Annotated in this window: 15 protein-coding genes; 14 read left to right on the forward strand and 1 reads right to left on the reverse strand. The window is 59.3% G+C overall.

Annotation, left to right across the window (positions count from 1 at the left end; translation table 11 throughout):
• The first annotated feature begins 13 nt into the window (after positions 1-13).
• The 3 genes from topA (at position 14) to ACR0BA_RS15200 (ending at position 4,074) form a co-directional block, all read left to right on the forward strand.
• A complete protein-coding gene (topA, locus tag ACR0BA_RS15190; RefSeq protein WP_480728741.1) occupies positions 14-2,629 on the forward strand; it encodes a type I DNA topoisomerase in 2,616 nt (871 codons plus the stop codon).
• Positions 2,630-2,743: 114 nt separating this feature from the next.
• Positions 2,744-3,448: a CoA transferase subunit A gene (locus ACR0BA_RS15195; protein WP_040634234.1), complete on the forward strand. Its 705-nt coding sequence runs from the start codon at positions 2,744-2,746 to the stop codon at positions 3,446-3,448.
• Positions 3,448-4,074 (forward strand): CoA transferase subunit B, encoded by a 627-nt coding sequence (locus ACR0BA_RS15200; protein ID WP_480728743.1) that lies wholly within the window; start codon positions 3,448-3,450, stop codon positions 4,072-4,074. Before ACR0BA_RS15195 ends, ACR0BA_RS15200 begins: the two co-directional genes overlap by 1 nt.
• 50 nt (positions 4,075-4,124) lie before the next feature.
• Here the strand turns inward: ACR0BA_RS15200 and ACR0BA_RS15205 are convergent, their stop codons facing one another.
• On the reverse strand, positions 4,125-5,006 hold the full coding sequence (locus ACR0BA_RS15205; protein ID WP_254430689.1) for a lytic transglycosylase domain-containing protein: 882 nt from the start codon (positions 5,004-5,006) through the stop codon (positions 4,125-4,127).
• A 338-nt stretch (positions 5,007-5,344) separates the two neighbouring features.
• On the opposite strand from ACR0BA_RS15205, the gene ACR0BA_RS15210 reads away from it, so the two are divergent.
• From ACR0BA_RS15210 to ACR0BA_RS15260, 11 genes are all read left to right on the forward strand, one after another.
• Entirely contained in the window at positions 5,345-5,572 is a 228-nt protein-coding gene (locus tag ACR0BA_RS15210; RefSeq protein WP_093962753.1) for a Flp family type IVb pilin, read from the forward strand.
• A gap of 244 nt (positions 5,573-5,816) precedes the next feature.
• Complete coding sequence (locus tag ACR0BA_RS15215; protein WP_170337531.1) at positions 5,817-6,068, forward strand: hypothetical protein; 252 nt, start codon at positions 5,817-5,819, stop codon at positions 6,066-6,068.
• 277 nt (positions 6,069-6,345) lie between these two features.
• A complete protein-coding gene (cpaB, locus tag ACR0BA_RS15220) occupies positions 6,346-7,227 on the forward strand; it encodes a Flp pilus assembly protein CpaB (RefSeq protein ID WP_170358187.1) in 882 nt (293 codons plus the stop codon).
• A gap of 196 nt (positions 7,228-7,423) precedes the next feature.
• On the forward strand, positions 7,424-8,830 hold the full coding sequence (locus ACR0BA_RS15225) for a type II and III secretion system protein family protein (protein WP_093963039.1): 1,407 nt from the start codon (positions 7,424-7,426) through the stop codon (positions 8,828-8,830).
• Between the two features lie 16 nt (positions 8,831-8,846).
• On the forward strand, positions 8,847-9,476 hold the full coding sequence (locus ACR0BA_RS15230; protein ID WP_093962756.1) for an OmpA family protein: 630 nt from the start codon (positions 8,847-8,849) through the stop codon (positions 9,474-9,476).
• A 197-nt stretch (positions 9,477-9,673) separates the two neighbouring features.
• Positions 9,674-10,909 (forward strand): CpaE/TadZ family protein, encoded by a 1,236-nt coding sequence (locus ACR0BA_RS15235; RefSeq protein WP_093962757.1) that lies wholly within the window; start codon positions 9,674-9,676, stop codon positions 10,907-10,909.
• 27 nt (positions 10,910-10,936) lie between these two features.
• Positions 10,937-12,388, forward strand: coding sequence for a TadA family conjugal transfer-associated ATPase (locus ACR0BA_RS15240; RefSeq protein ID WP_170401742.1), 1,452 nt, complete (start codon positions 10,937-10,939; stop codon positions 12,386-12,388).
• A gap of 11 nt (positions 12,389-12,399) precedes the next feature.
• The gene (locus tag ACR0BA_RS15245) at positions 12,400-13,368 is read left to right on the forward strand and encodes a type II secretion system F family protein (protein ID WP_170337910.1); all 969 of its coding nucleotides are present in this window, start codon (positions 12,400-12,402) and stop codon (positions 13,366-13,368) included.
• A 10-nt stretch (positions 13,369-13,378) separates the two neighbouring features.
• Positions 13,379-14,362: a type II secretion system F family protein gene (locus tag ACR0BA_RS15250; RefSeq protein WP_170337908.1), complete on the forward strand. Its 984-nt coding sequence runs from the start codon at positions 13,379-13,381 to the stop codon at positions 14,360-14,362.
• Positions 14,363-14,366: 4 nt separating this feature from the next.
• Positions 14,367-14,948: a tetratricopeptide repeat protein gene (locus ACR0BA_RS15255; protein WP_170337528.1), complete on the forward strand. Its 582-nt coding sequence runs from the start codon at positions 14,367-14,369 to the stop codon at positions 14,946-14,948.
• Positions 14,949-14,977: 29 nt separating this feature from the next.
• On the forward strand, positions 14,978-15,829 hold the full coding sequence (locus tag ACR0BA_RS15260; RefSeq protein WP_170358176.1) for a tetratricopeptide repeat protein: 852 nt from the start codon (positions 14,978-14,980) through the stop codon (positions 15,827-15,829).
• Positions 15,830-15,832: the final 3 nt, after the last annotated feature.

Here is a 15,832-nt window from a genome sequence, read left to right on the forward strand (position 1 = left end):
GGTTTTTAACTAAATGCCTGTAGTTGTTGTAGAATCCCCGGCCAAAGCAAAAACAATCAATAAATACCTTGGCCCCGACTACACGGTCTTGGCCTCTTACGGCCACGTTCGCGACCTTCCTCCGAAGGATGGATCGGTGGATCCCGACCACGAGTTTTCGATGACTTGGGAGGTCGGCACGGACAGCCGCAAACACGTCAAGGCCATCGCCGACGCGCTCAAGGATGACAACGCGCTGATCCTGGCAACCGACCCCGACCGCGAGGGCGAGGCGATCAGTTGGCACCTGCAGGAGGCGCTGACCAAACGCCGCTCGATCAAGAAGGATACGGCCGTCAGCCGCGTGACGTTCAACGCCATCACCAAGGATGCGGTGACCAAGGCCATGCAGAACCCGCGCGAGGTGGACATGCCTCTGGTCGAGGCGTATCTGGCCCGGCGCGCGCTGGACTATCTGGTCGGCTTCAACCTGTCGCCGGTTCTGTGGCGCAAGCTGCCCGGCGCGAAATCGGCCGGACGCGTGCAATCGGTCTGCCTGCGCCTGATCGTCGAGCGCGAGATGGAGATCGAGGCCTTCAAGCCCGTCGAATACTGGTCGGTCAAGGCGCTGTTCGAAACGCCGCGCGGCCAGACCTATGAGGCGCGTCTGGTCACGCTGGCCGGCAAGAAGCTGGACAAACATGACATCGCCAACGCCACCCAGGCTGAACTGGCAGTGCAGGCCATCACCAGCCGCGCGCTGAGCGTGACCTCGGTCGAGGCCAAGCCGGCCGCGCGGAACCCCAGCGCGCCGTTCATGACTTCGACCCTGCAGCAGGAAGCCAGCCGCAAATTCGGCATGGGTGCCCGCCACGCGATGCAGGTGGCGCAGCGTTTGTACGAGGCCGGACACATTACCTATATGCGAACCGACGGCATCGACATGGCACCCGAGGCCGTTGCCGCCACGCGGGACGCGATCAAGGACCGGTTCGGTGCCGAATACGTGCCGGACAGCCCGCGCATGTACAAGAACAAGGCCAAGAACGCACAGGAAGCGCACGAATGCATCCGGCCCACGGACATGACCAAGGATGCGGCCGCCCTGAAACTGTCGGATGACGATCAGCGCAAGCTGTACGATCTGATCTGGAAGCGCACGATCGCCTGCCAGATGGCGGCCGCGCGGCTGGAACGCACCACCGTCGAAATCGGCAGCGATGACGGTCAGGTCGGCCTGCGCGCCACCGGTCAGGTCGTGCTATTCGACGGCTTCATGCGCGTCTACGAGGAAGGCCGCGACGATGTCGAGGATGAGGATGACAAGCGTCTGCCCCAGATCATGCAGGGTGATCCGGCGCGCTTTGCCAAGGCCACGCTGAAGGATCAGTTTGACAAGGCCACCGCCGACGGCGCGGACAAGAAGGCCATCCTGTCGGAATACCAGGCGGTTCTGGCGCTGCAACACCACACCCAGCCGCCGCCGCGCTATACCGAGGCGACCCTGGTCAAACGGATGGAGGAGTTGGGCATCGGGCGACCCTCGACCTATGCCTCGATCGTCACCACGATTCAGGACCGCGGTTACGTCCGCAAGGACAAGAACCGCCTGATCCCCGAGGAAAAGGGCCGGATCGTCACGATCTTCTTGCTGAATTTCTTCCGCCAGTATGTGGGATACGAATTCACTGCCAACCTCGAAGAGCAGCTGGACGAGGTGAGCGCCGGCGCCCGCGACTACAAGGACCTGCTTTCCAAGTTCTGGCGCGATTTCTCGGCCGCGATCGCCGAGACGTCAGAGCTGCGGATTTCGGAAGTGCTCGACAAACTGGACGAGGCACTGGCCCCGCAGTTGTATCCCCCGCGCGAGGATGGCTCGGATCCGCGCATCTGCCCCAAATGCGGGGTCGGACGGCTGCACCTGAAAACCTCGCGGACCGGCGGATTCGTGGGCTGCGGGAACTATCCCGAATGCACCTATACCCGCCCCATCGCCGGTGAAGGCGCCGAGGGCGAGGAACGCATGCTGGGCATGGATGGCGAGGATGAGATCTGGCTGAAATCCGGACGCTTCGGCCCCTATGTCCAGCGCGGCGAAGCCACGCCCGAGAACAAGAAACCGCCGCGCGCCTCTTTGCCCAAGGGTTGGAGCAAGGACGACATGGACCTTGAGAAGGCGCTGACCCTTCTGAGCCTGCCGCGCGAGATTGGCGAACACCCCGAGGGCGGTATGATCAGCGCCAATTTCGGGCGCTTCGGTCCCTATATCATGCACCAGCTGCCGGACGAGGCGAAGCCGGTCTATGCCAACCTCAAGGATCCCAACGACGTGTTCGAAATCGGCATGAACCGCGCCGTCGAACTGTTGGCGGAAAAGCGCGCCAATCCCGGGCGGCGCGGACGGGCTGCGGCCAAACCGCTGAAGGAACTGGGCGAGCATCCCGATGGCGGCGCGATCCAGGTTCTGGATGGGCGCTATGGGCCTTATGTGAAGTGGGAAAAGGTCAACGCGACCCTGCCCAAGGACATCAAGCCCGAAGACGTGACGCTGGAAATGGCGGTGGAGCTGGCCAATGAGAAGGCCGCCAAGAAAGGCACCCGCAAAAAGGCCGCGCCCAAGAAGAAAGCCACCAAGAAGAAAGCCGGCTGATCCAAGCCCCCACGGGCGGTTAGGTAGAAATACCACCCGCCTGCGGGTTTCATTGACTTCCCAATGACGTGGCGGCACAACCTGCCCATCACCATGTCATTGGGGGAGTTTTCCATGAAGAAAGTCTATGCCAATGCCACCGAGGCCCTCGATGGGATACTTCGGGATGGCATGCTGATCGCGGCCGGCGGGTTCGGCCTGTGCGGCATTCCCGAATTGCTGCTGCAAGCGATCAAGGAGTCGGGCGTGAAGGATCTGACCTTTGCCTCGAACAACGCGGGCGTCGACGATTTCGGCATCGGCATCCTGCTGCAGACGCGGCAGGTCAAGAAGATGATCAGCTCGTATGTCGGTGAGAACGCCGAATTCATGCGCCAGTACCTGTCGGGCGAGCTTGAGCTGGAATTCACCCCGCAGGGCACCCTGGCCGAGCGCATGCGCGCCGGTGGCGCGGGCATCCCGGGCTTCTACACCAAGACCGGCGTCGGCACCGTGATCGCCGAGGGCAAGGAGCACAAGGAGTTCAACGGCGAGACCTACATCCTCGAGGAAGGGATCTTTGCCGATCTGGCCATCGTCAAGGCATGGAAGGCCGACGACACCGGCAACCTGGTGTTCCGCAAAACCGCCCGCAACTTCAACGTGCCGGCGGCGACCTGCGGCAAGATCTGCGTGGCCGAGGTCGAAGAGATCGTGCCGCGCGGTTCGCTGGATCCCGACTGTATCCACCTGCCCGGCATCTATGTGCACCGGGTCATCCAAGGTCAGCACGAGAAGCGCATTGAACAGCGCACCACCCGCAAGAAGGAGGAAGCGTAATGCCCTGGGACCGCAATCAGATGGCCGCGCGCGCGGCCGAGGAACTGGAAGACGGCATGTATGTGAACCTCGGCATCGGGATTCCGACGCTGGTGGCGAACTATGTGGGCGACAAGGACATCACCCTGCAATCGGAAAACGGCATGCTGGGCATGGGCCCCTTCCCCTATGAGGGCGAAGAAGACCCCGACCTGATCAACGCCGGCAAGCAGACCATCACCGAACTGCCCCGCACCGCCTATTTCGACAGCGCCACGTCTTTTGCCATGATCCGCGGCGGCAAGATCGCGGCGGCGATCCTGGGCGCGATGGAGGTCGACGAGAAAGGCGATCTGGCCAACTGGATGATTCCGGGCAAGCTGGTCAAGGGCATGGGCGGCGCGATGGACTTGGTGGCCGGCGTCGGACGGGTCATCGTGGTGATGGACCACACCAACAAGCACGGCGACAGCAAAGTGCTGAAGGAATGCACCCTGCCGCTGACCGGCAAGGGCGTGGTTGACCGCATCATCACCAACCTGGGCGTGCTGGATGTTGTCGAAGGTGGCCTGAAGATCGTCGAACTGGCCGATGGCGTCAGCGAAGAAGAGATGCGCGCGGCGACCGAGGCGACCATCGTCAACTGACTGCTGAGCAAACGGAGAAACCGCAAGGCCCGCCATTCGGCGGGCCTTTTTCAATTCATGGACTGAAAGACGCACCCGTCGGAAATCAGCATCGGCGGAGTGGCGCACAACGCTCGGGCCACCTGGAAGGCGGCAAGAACCTTGGGGACATAGTCCCGCGTTTCAGCATAAGGCGGAACACCATTGTGCTTTCGCACCGCGCCTTCACCGGCGTTGTATCCCGCCAGGACGAGAATCGGATCGTCGTTGAATTCACCCATCAGCCAATCCAGGTATTTCACGCCGCCGGCGATATTCTGTTCCGGCAACATGCTGTCGGTCACGCCGAACCGCTTGGCCGTGGCAGGCATCAGTTGCATCAAACCCTGTGCTCCGGCCGAGCTGACGGCAGTGGGGCGACCACCTGATTCAACGGACATGACCGCAAGGACCAGCGCTGGCGACACTTTTGTTCCTACAGTCGTACGGAGAATATCGACCCCGCGCTGCTCGACGATCTTCTGAAGGTTCTGCAGCCGCGGAGATGAAATCTGGGTCGCCGCCAGAGCCTGCAGGGCTTCGTCAAGGCGGCCAGGGCCGGCTCGAGTCATATCCGGCGATACCTTTTCCCAGAACGCCTTGTACGCGCCCTCAGGGGTCTTTTTCTTCATTATGTCCGGAAAGGCCGCCGGAGGGACTTTGGTCCGGGCTATGATATCGGGCACGACCAAATCGGGGCCCGTGCTGGGCGCTGAAGGTGCTGATGCGTGTTCTTGCGGACTGATCTGAACCGTCACTCGCGGGCGTTCCCCCGCTTTGGGAGCCTTGATCCGTTTGTAAACGCCGCGTGGCTCGATATCCGCAGCAGGTGCCGGAGCCGCCACGGCAACCAGCAACGCCAAAACGCCGGCGCATGTCAGTGCGTCCCGGAAAATCATTTCTGCCTGCCTCATCTGTTCTTTTGAGTTGATTTGATACGCGAATCTTCCCGCAAGGCCAGAAAAACAAAGCGAATTGGGGCGGTTTTGCCTCATTTGGCGCAATTTTGCACCGCCGAAACAGCGTGGCGGGTTGGTGTGGAAAAATTTTTATTATTTATTTCAATTAGTTAGCAGATTGGTGACCAAAAAGTTAAGCCTGAGGCAAAAAATTCGTTGTTTGGCCCAATTCCTGCCACGCACGAGGGGCAAACATAGTGCCATACCGAGACGGTCATGAGCCGACTGAGAGATGAAGCTCTGAAAGACCCCGAGGTTTTATTGACTTTTTGATCCTTTAGGAGGGACGTAACATGATCAAGTTCATCAAGAACTTCCGCAAAGACGAAGACGGCGCCGTAACTGTTGACTGGGTCGTTCTGACCGCAGCCGTTGTTGGCCTGGCAGCCGTTGCTTACCAGCAGATCGAAGGCGGCGCGACCGGCCTGGCAACCGACGTTTCCAGCGCCCTGACCAGCGCAACGATCAGCACCGGTTCGAACTCGGCAGCTGGTGGTATCACCACCGCTGGCAGCAACTAAGCTGACTTCATCCCAATCGGGATACAAGGCCGCGCCTGAGGGCGCGGCCTTTTCCTTTTAAGCAAGACAGACGCTGCGCATCGGATTTCGGGCGCCGGGCCAAGCATGGCCCACGTTTGGCCCAATTTCCGCCACGGAGACCGCGTTTAAGTCTTTGATAACTAGTATTTAGGTGCCCGCGAGAATTCTGGTCGCCATCAGAAACCGGAACTGGGCGGAATCACTCTGTCAGGAGGGACGCGAAATGATCAAGTTCATCAGGAACTTCAAAAAAGATGATAGCGGTGCGATCACCGTCGACTGGGTGGTCCTGACCGCAGCCGTCACCGGCCTGGCAGCGATTGCCTACGCTTTGATCCAAGGTGGGACCGAGGGCTTGGCTGACGATGTTGAGGCGGCCCTTTCCGACTCGGCAATCAGCATCAGCACCGGCGACAGCAACACGGCCGTTGGTGGGATCATCACCGGTGGATCGAACGGATCCGGCGGCAACTGATTTTCGGGAACTTGGCCGACCGGCCACATGACAACCGCGCCAGCCGGGCGCGGTTGTTCACGTTTGCCCCCTGCCTTCTCCGCACCGCGCAACCCATGCTGGGATACAGCAGACGCCACGTCACGAGATGCTCGTTCGCAACGCTCTGTGCCAATAAAACAACGAAAAATATCCATTTGTCCCACATTTCGACACAATTCCGATTTACGAAATATGCTGTTTCAATGTCCTGCCCGGACCGATACAGGTCCGGCCAGAGCAATAAAGAGGTATACGCATGCGAGCTGTATTTGGTCTTGTCCTGATCGTCGGGGTCGCCCTGGCTGGCGGTGCGGTCTATATGGCCCGCAACTATATTGCCGAGTATCAGAACGCCCTGGCGCGTGAACGGCAAATGGCCGAAGAGGCCCTTGCCAACGCCAAGGTCGACGTCGTTCCGACCGTCGGCGTGATCGTATCTGAACGTCCGCTGAAATACGGCGAACGCCTGACCCAGGAGGATGTGCGCGTCGTGGAATGGCCTGAGAATGCGGTTCCGGAAGGTTCGTTCACCGATATGACGGTTCTGTTCCCGGAAACCGGCAACAATGAACGCTTTGTTCTGCGCACCATGGAAAAGGACGAGGCCATCATGGAGGTCAAGATCACCCGACCGGGTGAGCTGGCCGGCCTGACCTCGCGTCTTGAAAAAGGTATGCGCGCGTTCGCCATCAGTGTTGATGTTGCCTCGGGCGTTTCGGGCTTTCTTCGCCCCGGCGACGTTGTTGATGTGTACTGGACCGGATCGCTGCGCAGCGCGGTCGAGGGGGCAAACGGCGAAATCACCCGCTTGATCCAGACCAATATCGAGTTGATCGCCGTCGATCAGACGGCAGGATCGGATGTGACCGGCACGACCATTGCCCGGACCGTCACCGTTGCCGCCACGCCGGAACAGATCGCGGCCCTGGCGCAGGCGCAAAACACCGGACGCCTGTCTCTGGCCTTGGTCGGGGTTCAGGATGAAACCATCGCAAGTGCGATCGAAGTTGACCAACGCAAACTGTTGGGAATCGAAGAAGCAGCCCCCGCACCGAAGAAAGAGGCAGAGAAGGTCTGCACCATCCGGACTCGCCGCGGCGACCAGATCGTCGAGACCCCGATCCCCTGCACAAACTGACGCCCATTCAGAGCGTTACCAAGCCCGAGCCGCGCATAATGCGCGGCTCGTTTCGTTTGGGTTGTTGCGCATTGTCCACATAAGGAAAATTCCAGAAACCCTTGATTATTGCAATAAATCCGGAATTCGCGCAGAGTTCGTCCCCATAGGGCATAAGACCCAAAAAAATAGAGTGGTGATCGGAGAGGCAGGTCACATGACAATACGTTCCTTGATTGGTTCGACCCTTTTGGGGTTGGCCCTAGTTCTGAGCCCGGTCGGCGATTCCGCCTGGGCCCAAAATCTTCGCGTGGTCAAAAAAGGCACGGCGGAAACGCTGGATGTGCCCATGAACCGCGCCATCGTGGTTGAAAGCGAACAGCCGTTTGCAGAGCTCAGCATCGCGAATGCCGGCATTGCGGACATCTCGTCGCTTTCGGACCGCACAATCTACGTCTTGGGCAAGGCACCAGGCATGACGACGCTGACACTGTTTGACGGCGCCGGAAACCTGATCACGAACGTCCGCGTTCGCGTTGCGCCCGATGTGACCGAATTCAAAGAGCGCCTGCGCCAGATTCTGCCAAATGAGCGAATCGAAGTGCGTACCGCCAATGACGGCATCGTTCTCTCGGGCACGGTTTCCAGCGCAGCCAAACTGGCACGTGCTCTGGAACTGGCCGAGCGCTATGCGCCCGAGCGTGTGTCGAACCTTATGAATGTCGGCGGCGTACAGCAGGTCATGCTGAAAGTCCGCTTTGCCGAGATGAACCGGTCGGTCGCCAAGAACCTGTCCGCCTCGCTTGGTTTTTCCGGCGGTGACGCGACCGGTGGTATCAACACGCTGAACAACCAGTTGTCCCTGAGCAACGCGTTGGCCAACAACATCCCGGCGGTTCAGTCGAATACTGGCGCGATTCTGTTCGGCTTTGGCGCAGGCTCCACCCAGGTCCGGCTGCTGCTGGAAGCGCTGGAAGCCAAGGGTCTGGCCCGTAGCCTGGCCGAGCCGAACCTGTCGGCACTGTCCGGGCAGGAGGCAACCTTCCTCGCCGGTGGTGAAGTGCCGATTCCGGTTCCTCAGGATGACGGTGTGGTTGCCATTGAATACAAGGCTTTCGGTGTCGAAATCGACTTCGTTCCGCGCGTCGTCGACGGTGACCTGATCAACCTTGAGATGGCGGCGGCGGTGTCCAGTATCGACACCAGCTCGAACTTCACCATCAACGGTGACACGGTCCCCAGCTTCATCACGCGCCAGACCAGCACAACGGTCGAACTGCGAGATGGTGAGAGCTTTGCGATCGCCGGCCTGATTCAGGACGACTTTACCGACCTGAGCAACCAAATCCCGTGGTTGGGTGACGTACCTGTTCTGGGTGCATTGTTCCGCAGCGCGGAGTACCAGCGCGAGCAGAGCGAACTGGTGATCATCATCACCGCGCATCTGGTTTCCCCGACCCGTGGCGAAGCCCTGGCGCTGCCGACCGACCGCGTGAAGCCGCCCAGCGAATTCGACCTGTTCATGAACGGCAGAACTGCCCGGACGGAACGGGTTGGCAATGGAGCCGCATCGGAAGTCGCCAAGCAGGACTTTGGCAACTCCTACGGCTACGTCCTGGATTGATAGGGAGGACAGACCAATGCAGAAGTGGATCATCACACTGGGTCTTACAGTCGCTGTCGCCAGCTGTACCCGTGAGGCCGGCTATGAAGTGGACCAGGGCGCATTCGGCAACGCAACGCTGAACAATATCCAGGTCATGAACGGCGAGTTGACCTATGGCCAGATCCTGGCGCAGCGATTCGCTGCCGAGGTTCCGACCCAGATCAACTTTGCGTTCGACAGTGCGCAGCTGGATTCGGCAGCACGCCAGATTCTGCTGTATCAGGCGAACTGGATCAAACAGTTCCCCGAAGCACGTTTCCGCGTGTACGGCCACACGGACGCCGTCGGATCCCAGTCCTACAACAACAGTCTGGGTCTGCGCCGCGCGCAAGCGGTCGTCAACTTCTTCGCGCAACAGGGTATTTCCCGCTCGCGTCTGGAAGCTGTTGTTTCGTATGGCAAAACGCAGCCACTGGTGGCCACGCCCAATCGGGATCGCCGCAACCGCCGCACCGTTACCGAGGTGTCGGGTCTGGTCGATCGCCATCCCAACATCCTGGATGGCAAGTATGCTGACTTCGTTTATCGCGAGTACATCGAAAGCGCGACATTCAAGAGCCAGCTGCGCCGCGAAACGGCCATCGGCGACACCAGCGAACAATAATCAGAAATTGGGCGGCATCGTCGCCCAATTCCCTACAATTGGTTTTTTTGCGCCCAATTCTTGCCCCACTTCCACGCAACATTGTGAACAATTGGGTGACCTGCGGCCAGAATTGACCGCTTAGGGCGACAGCAAGCTGAAACACGGACTGGTATTGTATCGACGTTTGCTGCGCTCTCACGACGAGGATTGTGTTAATGACGAGCGCAACGCCGCAAAACGACGACACCGGCATTCTGGCCTGTACCATCAGCCGAGATGTCCAGAACTTCGACCTGTTGATCGAAGACATGGAAGCCGCTTTGGGCGAGCGCTGGGGTGACCTTGGCTTTGCCGAGGCCCTTGCCTTTTTCAGCCAGCCTGAAGCTGAGTCGCTTCAATTCGTGGCCCTGGCGATCGACGGTGAGGACGAGGATAATCTGACCTTGATGGGTGAGATCATCACTCAGGCCAAGGAAAAGAAGATCAAAGTCGTCCTGATTGCCGAGGACGTGACCCCCGCCGCTCTTCATCAGTTGCTGCGCAAGGGGGCCGATGAATTCGTCCCCTACCCTCTTCCCGAGAACGAACTGCAGGAAGCGATCGACCGCATGAATGCGCCCGAGCCTGTCGTGACTCCGCAACAGGTTTCCGTCCCGCTGGCCTCAGGAGCTTCGAAAGAAGGCGCTTTGTTTGTTGTTCAGGGCTTGGCCGGTGGTGTCGGTGCAACGACTCTGGCCGTGAACCTGGCCTGGGAATTGGCAACCGTATCGCAAAAGGATGCACCCAAGGTCTGCCTGATCGATCTGGATCTGCAATACGGAACCATCTCGACCTATCTGGACCTGCCCCGCCGTGAAACCGTGTTCGAAATGCTGTCGGACACCGTGGCCATGGATGACGAAGTGTTTGGGCAGGCTCTGCAGACATTCGACGAAAAGCTGGATGTTCTGACGGCCCCGACCGACATGGTGCCTCTGGATATTCTCACGCACGAAGACATCCAGCGGGTGATCGATATGGCCCGCAAGCACTACGACTATGTCGTGGTCGACATGCCGAAGACGCTGGTGCACTGGTCCGAGACCGTTTTGCAGGCCGCGCATGTCTATTTTGCTCTGATCGAACTGGATATGCGGTCCGCTCAGAACGCGTTGCGTCTGAAACGTGCCCTTCAAGCCGAGGAATTGCCGTTCAACAAGCTTCGCTTTGCGTTGAACCGCGCACCCAAGTTCACGGACCTGAGCGGCAAAAGCCGCGTCAAGCGCATGGGTGAAAGCCTGGGAATCTCGATCGACCTGCAGCTGCCGGATGGCGGCAAGCCGGTCATGCAAAGCGGCGACCATGGTCTGCCTTTGGCCAGCTCGGCCGGCAAAAACCCTCTTCGCCGCGAAATCGCAAAGCTGGCTCAATCCTTGCACAGCCTCGGCAGCAACAGCGCCGAAGCGGCATAACAAAGGCTATTAGGGGGAGAAACCGCCGTGTTCTCACGTTACAAAAAACCATCAGGTGCGCAGCCGGTTGCGACCCCTGCGCAAGCCCCCAAGGCCGCCGAAGCCCCAGCTGCTCCGGCAGCGGCACCGTCGCCGTCCACCGCGATTGCCCGCAAACCGGTGGCCAAAACCGCCGCGGAAGCCAAGGGCAACGACCGCGAACGCAAGCGCAAGGAACGGCTGAGCGAAATCAAGATCGAGCTGCATCGGGAACTTCTGGAAAACCTGAACCTTGCGGCTCTGGAAAACGCAGCCGAAGCCGAACTGCGCGCCGAAATCAGCGCGATCGCGAGCGAGGTTCTGGAAGCCAAGAACATCGTTCTCAATCGCGAAGACCGGACCCAGTTGAACAAGGAATTGTACGACGAAGTCACCGGTCTGGGTCCACTGGAAACACTGCTTCAAGACGACTCGGTCAGCGATATTCTGGTCAACGGCCCGCATCAGATCTTTGTTGAACGCTTCGGCAAGCTCGAATTGAGCGACGTATCGTTCAAAGACGAAAAGCACCTGATGCGGATCATCGACAAGATCGTGTCCGCCGTTGGTCGACGGGTCGATGAATCCAACCCCTATGTTGACGCCCGTCTGCGCGACGGGTCTCGTTTCAACGCCATGGTTCCGCCGATCGCGGTGGACGGGTCCCTGGTTTCCATCCGGAAATTCAAGAAAGACAAGCTTGGCATCGACGACCTGGTCAATTTCGGGGCGTTTACCGAAGAAATGGCCGCGTATCTTCAGGCCGCCGTCTCCACGCGTCTGAACATCATCGTGTCTGGTGGTACGGGCTCGGGTAAGACGACCACGCTCAACGCGCTGTCCAGCTTCATCGATGACGCAGAACGCATTCTGACCATCGAGGACACAGCGGAACTGCAGCTGCAGCAGACCCATGTGGGCCGGATGGAAAGCCGCCCGCCCAACGTGGAAGGCAAAGGCGAAGTCAGCCCGCGCGACTGTCTGAAGAACGCTCTGCGGATGCGCCCTGACCGCATCATCGTGGGCGAAACGCGCGGCGCCGAGGTGATCGACATGCTGCAGGCCATGAACACTGGCCATGACGGATCGATGACCACGATCCACGCCAACTCGGCCCGTGACGGTATCTCGCGTCTTGAAAACATGATCGCGATGGCCGGGATCGAAATGCCGATCAAGGCCGTACGCAGCCAGATCGCAAGCGCTGTGAACCTGATCGTCCAGGCCAGCCGTCTGCAGGATGGTTCGCGCCGTATGACCTCGATCACCGAGATCACGGGCATGGAAGGTGACGTAATCTCGATGCAGGAAATCTTTAAATTCCAACGAGTTGGCCTGACGCCAGACAATAAGATCATAGGTCATTTCACGGCCACCGGCGTTCGCAGCCACTATTCCGAACGGTTCCGTCTGTGGGGGTATGACCTGCCCGCATCGATCTACGAACCGACGACAATGTAGGAGATCAGGGCATGCAACTGCCAACCGAGGCGCTCATCTATGTCGCGATCTTCGTCGGGGTTCTGGCGCTGGTCGAAGGTATCTATCTGGTGGCTTTTGGCAAATCCATCAGCCTGAACAGCCGTGTCAATCGTCGTCTGGACATGATCGACAAAGGCGTTGGACGCGAACAGGTTCTGGAGCAGCTGCGCAAGGAAATGCAGCAGCACATGAAGTCGCAGAGCATTCCGCTCTACTCGCTGTTGGCCGACAAGGCCCAGAAGGCGGCGATTGCCTTCAGCCCGCGGCAACTGGTCATGATCATGGCGCTTGTGTCCGTGGTCGCGTTCATGGGCCTGAGCATCGGCACCAGAACCGACACCATCCTGCGTGCGGCTCTGTCGATCGCAATCGGTGTCGGCGCTGTCTATGCCTGGGTCAATCACAAGGCCAAGAAGCGCATGGGCATGCTTGAGGAGCAGTTGCCCGATGCCGTGGAACTGATGGTGCGCTCACTTCGGGTCGGCAACCCTTTCGTTTCGACGATCCAGATCGTCGCAAACGAGGTGCAGGATCCGCTTGCGACCGAATTCGGCGTGATAGCCGACGAATGCGCCTATGGCCGTGACGTGGGCGAGGCGTTGAAGGACATGGCCGAACGTCTGGACATGCAAGATTTGCGCTTCCTCGCGGTCGCCGTTGGCATCCAGCAGCAGTCGGGCGGCAACCTGGCCGAGATCCTTGACGGGCTTGCCAAGGTGATCCGCGCACGGTTCCGACTGTTCCGCAGGGTCAAGGCGATCACGGCCGAGGCGCAATGGTCGGGCAAGTTCCTTTCGGGGTTCCCACTGTTCTGCCTGGTTTTCATTCTGGTCAAGGACCCCGGGTACTATGACTCGGTTCTGGACCACAAATGGTTCATTCCCGCCTGTTTTGTCGTGGGGATCATGCTGACGCTGAACCTGATCGTCATGCGCATTCTCACCAACATCAAGGTCTGAGGGCACGACCATGGAATTTCTGACCCAAATCAACGACATGCTGACGGATCAATTGGGCGAGTTCGGCCCGCTGATCGTCGTCGGCGTGCTGGGATTGTTCATGGTTCTGGTGACCATTCCGATCCTTTTGAACCAGCCGGAAGATCCCTTGAAAAAGCTGCAGCGTGCAAATGCTGCGCCCAAAAAGGAAAAGCGCGGCAAGAAGGATCAGTTGCGCAACTCGGGCCGGAACGAACAGCTTGAAAAGTTCGCGACCTTCCTCGAGCCGAAAGATGAAGAAGAATACTCGGCCATGGAGCTCAAGCTGCGCCAGGCCGGTTACCGCTCGAAAGACTCCGTTCGGTTCTTCCACTTTGCGCAATTTGCGTTGGGGATCACCGGGATCGTTTTGGGTGTTCTCCTGGTGACCGTGTTTTCAAACGGGCAGGAATTTACCGGCCAGCAAATGATGATCCGCGTTCTGGTACCGGGTGCCATTGGATACTACATCCCCAAATACTGGATCACGCGCCGGATCGAAGAGCGCAAGGAGAACATTACCGCGGGCTTTCCCGACACGCTTGACCTGATGCTGGTCTGCGTGGAAGCCGGTCAGTCTCTGGACCAAGCGATCGTGCGTGTAGCCGGCGAGATGAAGGCCTCCTACCCCGATATTGCCCAGGAATTCGAGATCGTCGCCTATGAGATGAAGGCCGGCAAAGAGAAGGATCAAGTTCTGCGCGATTTCGGGACGCGGTGCGGCGTCCAAGATGTGAGCTCTTTCGTGACGGTGATGATCCAATCGGCCACATTCGGTACGTCGATTGCCGACGCCCTGCGGGTTTATGCCGGCGAGATGCGCGACAAACGCGTCATGCGCGCCGAAGAAGCCGCGAACAAGTTGCCAACGAAAATGACCCTTGCCACAATGATGCTGACGGTGCCGCCGCTGCTGATCATTCTGGTCGGTCCCTCGGCGAAAGGCATCATGGAGTTCGGTAACAGAGGCCAATAAGCCCATGCCCTCACGCAACCGGTGCGCCCGCTTCGGGCTCCACCGCCTGATGATAGCCACCGCGGTTCTTGCCGTGGTGGCTTCGTGTACGGACCCAAGTCTTTCGAACGGGCCTTTCGCCCCCGGCGTCGACCCCAAAGGTGGGCCGATTGACGAAATTGCTGTCGGGAACCGATTGATGGCAGCCGGAGAATACGAACTGGCCATGGAATCGTTCACCCGCGCGGCCCTGACAGAGGGAATGACCCCGGAAATCCTGACCTCGATCGGAACCGCCAATCTCGGCCTCAGGCGGCTGGGACAAGCCGAGCCCCTGTTGCGACAAGCGGTCGAAGAAGACCCGGATTGGTCGGTTGCGTGGAACAATCTCGGCGTTCTGCTGATGGAAAAAGGTGAGTATGCCGAGGCCGCGCAGGTCTTCCAAAGGGCTTATGCGCTGGACAATGGCGAAAGTGACGCAATCCGTGACAATCTTCGCTTAGCGCTCGCAAAAATGGAAAATCCTGTTAATAATACACCACAAGAACAAGAATATACGCTGGAGCAGCAAGGGAACGGAGCTTTCCTGCTGCGGAAGAACCAGTAACAGAGGCAAGAGCAGTAAGGGACGCAAAAATGCGCCAACAATTCCTGATTCCGACAGTCGTCGTGTGCGGGCTGATCCTGTCTGCATGCGCAAAAGAAACCGAAGAGGAAAAAGTCGAACGCACGTTCCAGGAAGTGAACGTCATCGACGAGACGAACCTCAACGACGTGATGCTCAATGCGGCTGACCCGAACGAGGCAGTGACCTATTTCCGTGGAGCAGCCGGCAAGAATCCAGATCGGATCGATTTGCAGCGCGGCCTTGCCATTTCGCTGACCCGCGCCAAGCGCAGCACCGAAGCATCGGCCGCCTGGAAGCGCGTGACCGCGATGTCCGGTGCAACGAACGCGGATCGCGTCGATTATGCGGACTCGTTGGTCCGCAGTGGTGATTGGAAGGCGGCAAAGGCAGCGCTGGACCAGATCCCCCCGACCTACGAGACGTTCAAACGCTATCGGCTTGAAGCCTTGGTGGCAGACGCCAGCAAGGATTGGAAGCGTGCGGACCAGTTCTATGAAACCGCAATCGGGCTGACCACACGGCCGGCCGGCGTGATGAACAACTGGGGGTATTCCAAGTTGACCCGCGGCCAATATTCCGAGGCCGAGCGCCTGTTCACCGAAGCCATCAGACAAGACAGTTCATTGTTCACGGCGAAGAACAACCTGGTACTTGCCCGCTCGGCGCAGGGGAATTACTCCATGCCGGTGATCCCGATGTCCCAGACCGAACGCGCGGAACTCTTGAACACGATGGGCATCTCGGCCGTGAAGCGCGGTGACATCAACACTGCCAAGAACCTGTTCCGGGAAGCCATCGCCACCCATCCGCAGCATTTCGACGAAGCGGTTCGGTCGCTCCGCGCGCTCGAGGAAGCATAAAGC

The sequence above is a fragment of the Ruegeria sp. CI5 genome (assembly GCF_056536885.1).

Excerpts from the sequence above, each read along its gene's own strand:
- ACR0BA_RS15205 (WP_254430689.1), bottom strand. The coding sequence starts at position 5,006 with ATGAGGCAGGCAGAAATGATTTTCCGGGACGCACTGACATGCGCCGGC.
- ACR0BA_RS15245 (WP_170337910.1), top strand. The coding sequence starts at position 12,400 with ATGCAACTGCCAACCGAGGCGCTCATCTATGTCGCGATCTTCGTCGGG.
- ACR0BA_RS15200 (WP_480728743.1), top strand. The coding sequence starts at position 3,448 with ATGCCCTGGGACCGCAATCAGATGGCCGCGCGCGCGGCCGAGGAACTG.
- ACR0BA_RS15260 (WP_170358176.1), top strand. The coding sequence starts at position 14,978 with ATGCGCCAACAATTCCTGATTCCGACAGTCGTCGTGTGCGGGCTGATC.
- ACR0BA_RS15235 (WP_093962757.1), top strand. The coding sequence starts at position 9,674 with ATGACGAGCGCAACGCCGCAAAACGACGACACCGGCATTCTGGCCTGT.
- topA (WP_480728741.1), top strand. The coding sequence starts at position 14 with ATGCCTGTAGTTGTTGTAGAATCCCCGGCCAAAGCAAAAACAATCAAT.
- ACR0BA_RS15215 (WP_170337531.1), top strand. The coding sequence starts at position 5,817 with ATGATCAAGTTCATCAGGAACTTCAAAAAAGATGATAGCGGTGCGATC.
- cpaB (WP_170358187.1), top strand. The coding sequence starts at position 6,346 with ATGCGAGCTGTATTTGGTCTTGTCCTGATCGTCGGGGTCGCCCTGGCT.
- ACR0BA_RS15210 (WP_093962753.1), top strand. The coding sequence starts at position 5,345 with ATGATCAAGTTCATCAAGAACTTCCGCAAAGACGAAGACGGCGCCGTA.
- ACR0BA_RS15230 (WP_093962756.1), top strand. The coding sequence starts at position 8,847 with ATGCAGAAGTGGATCATCACACTGGGTCTTACAGTCGCTGTCGCCAGC.
- ACR0BA_RS15195 (WP_040634234.1), top strand. The coding sequence starts at position 2,744 with ATGAAGAAAGTCTATGCCAATGCCACCGAGGCCCTCGATGGGATACTT.
- ACR0BA_RS15250 (WP_170337908.1), top strand. The coding sequence starts at position 13,379 with ATGGAATTTCTGACCCAAATCAACGACATGCTGACGGATCAATTGGGC.
- ACR0BA_RS15225 (WP_093963039.1), top strand. The coding sequence starts at position 7,424 with ATGACAATACGTTCCTTGATTGGTTCGACCCTTTTGGGGTTGGCCCTA.
- ACR0BA_RS15255 (WP_170337528.1), top strand. The coding sequence starts at position 14,367 with ATGCCCTCACGCAACCGGTGCGCCCGCTTCGGGCTCCACCGCCTGATG.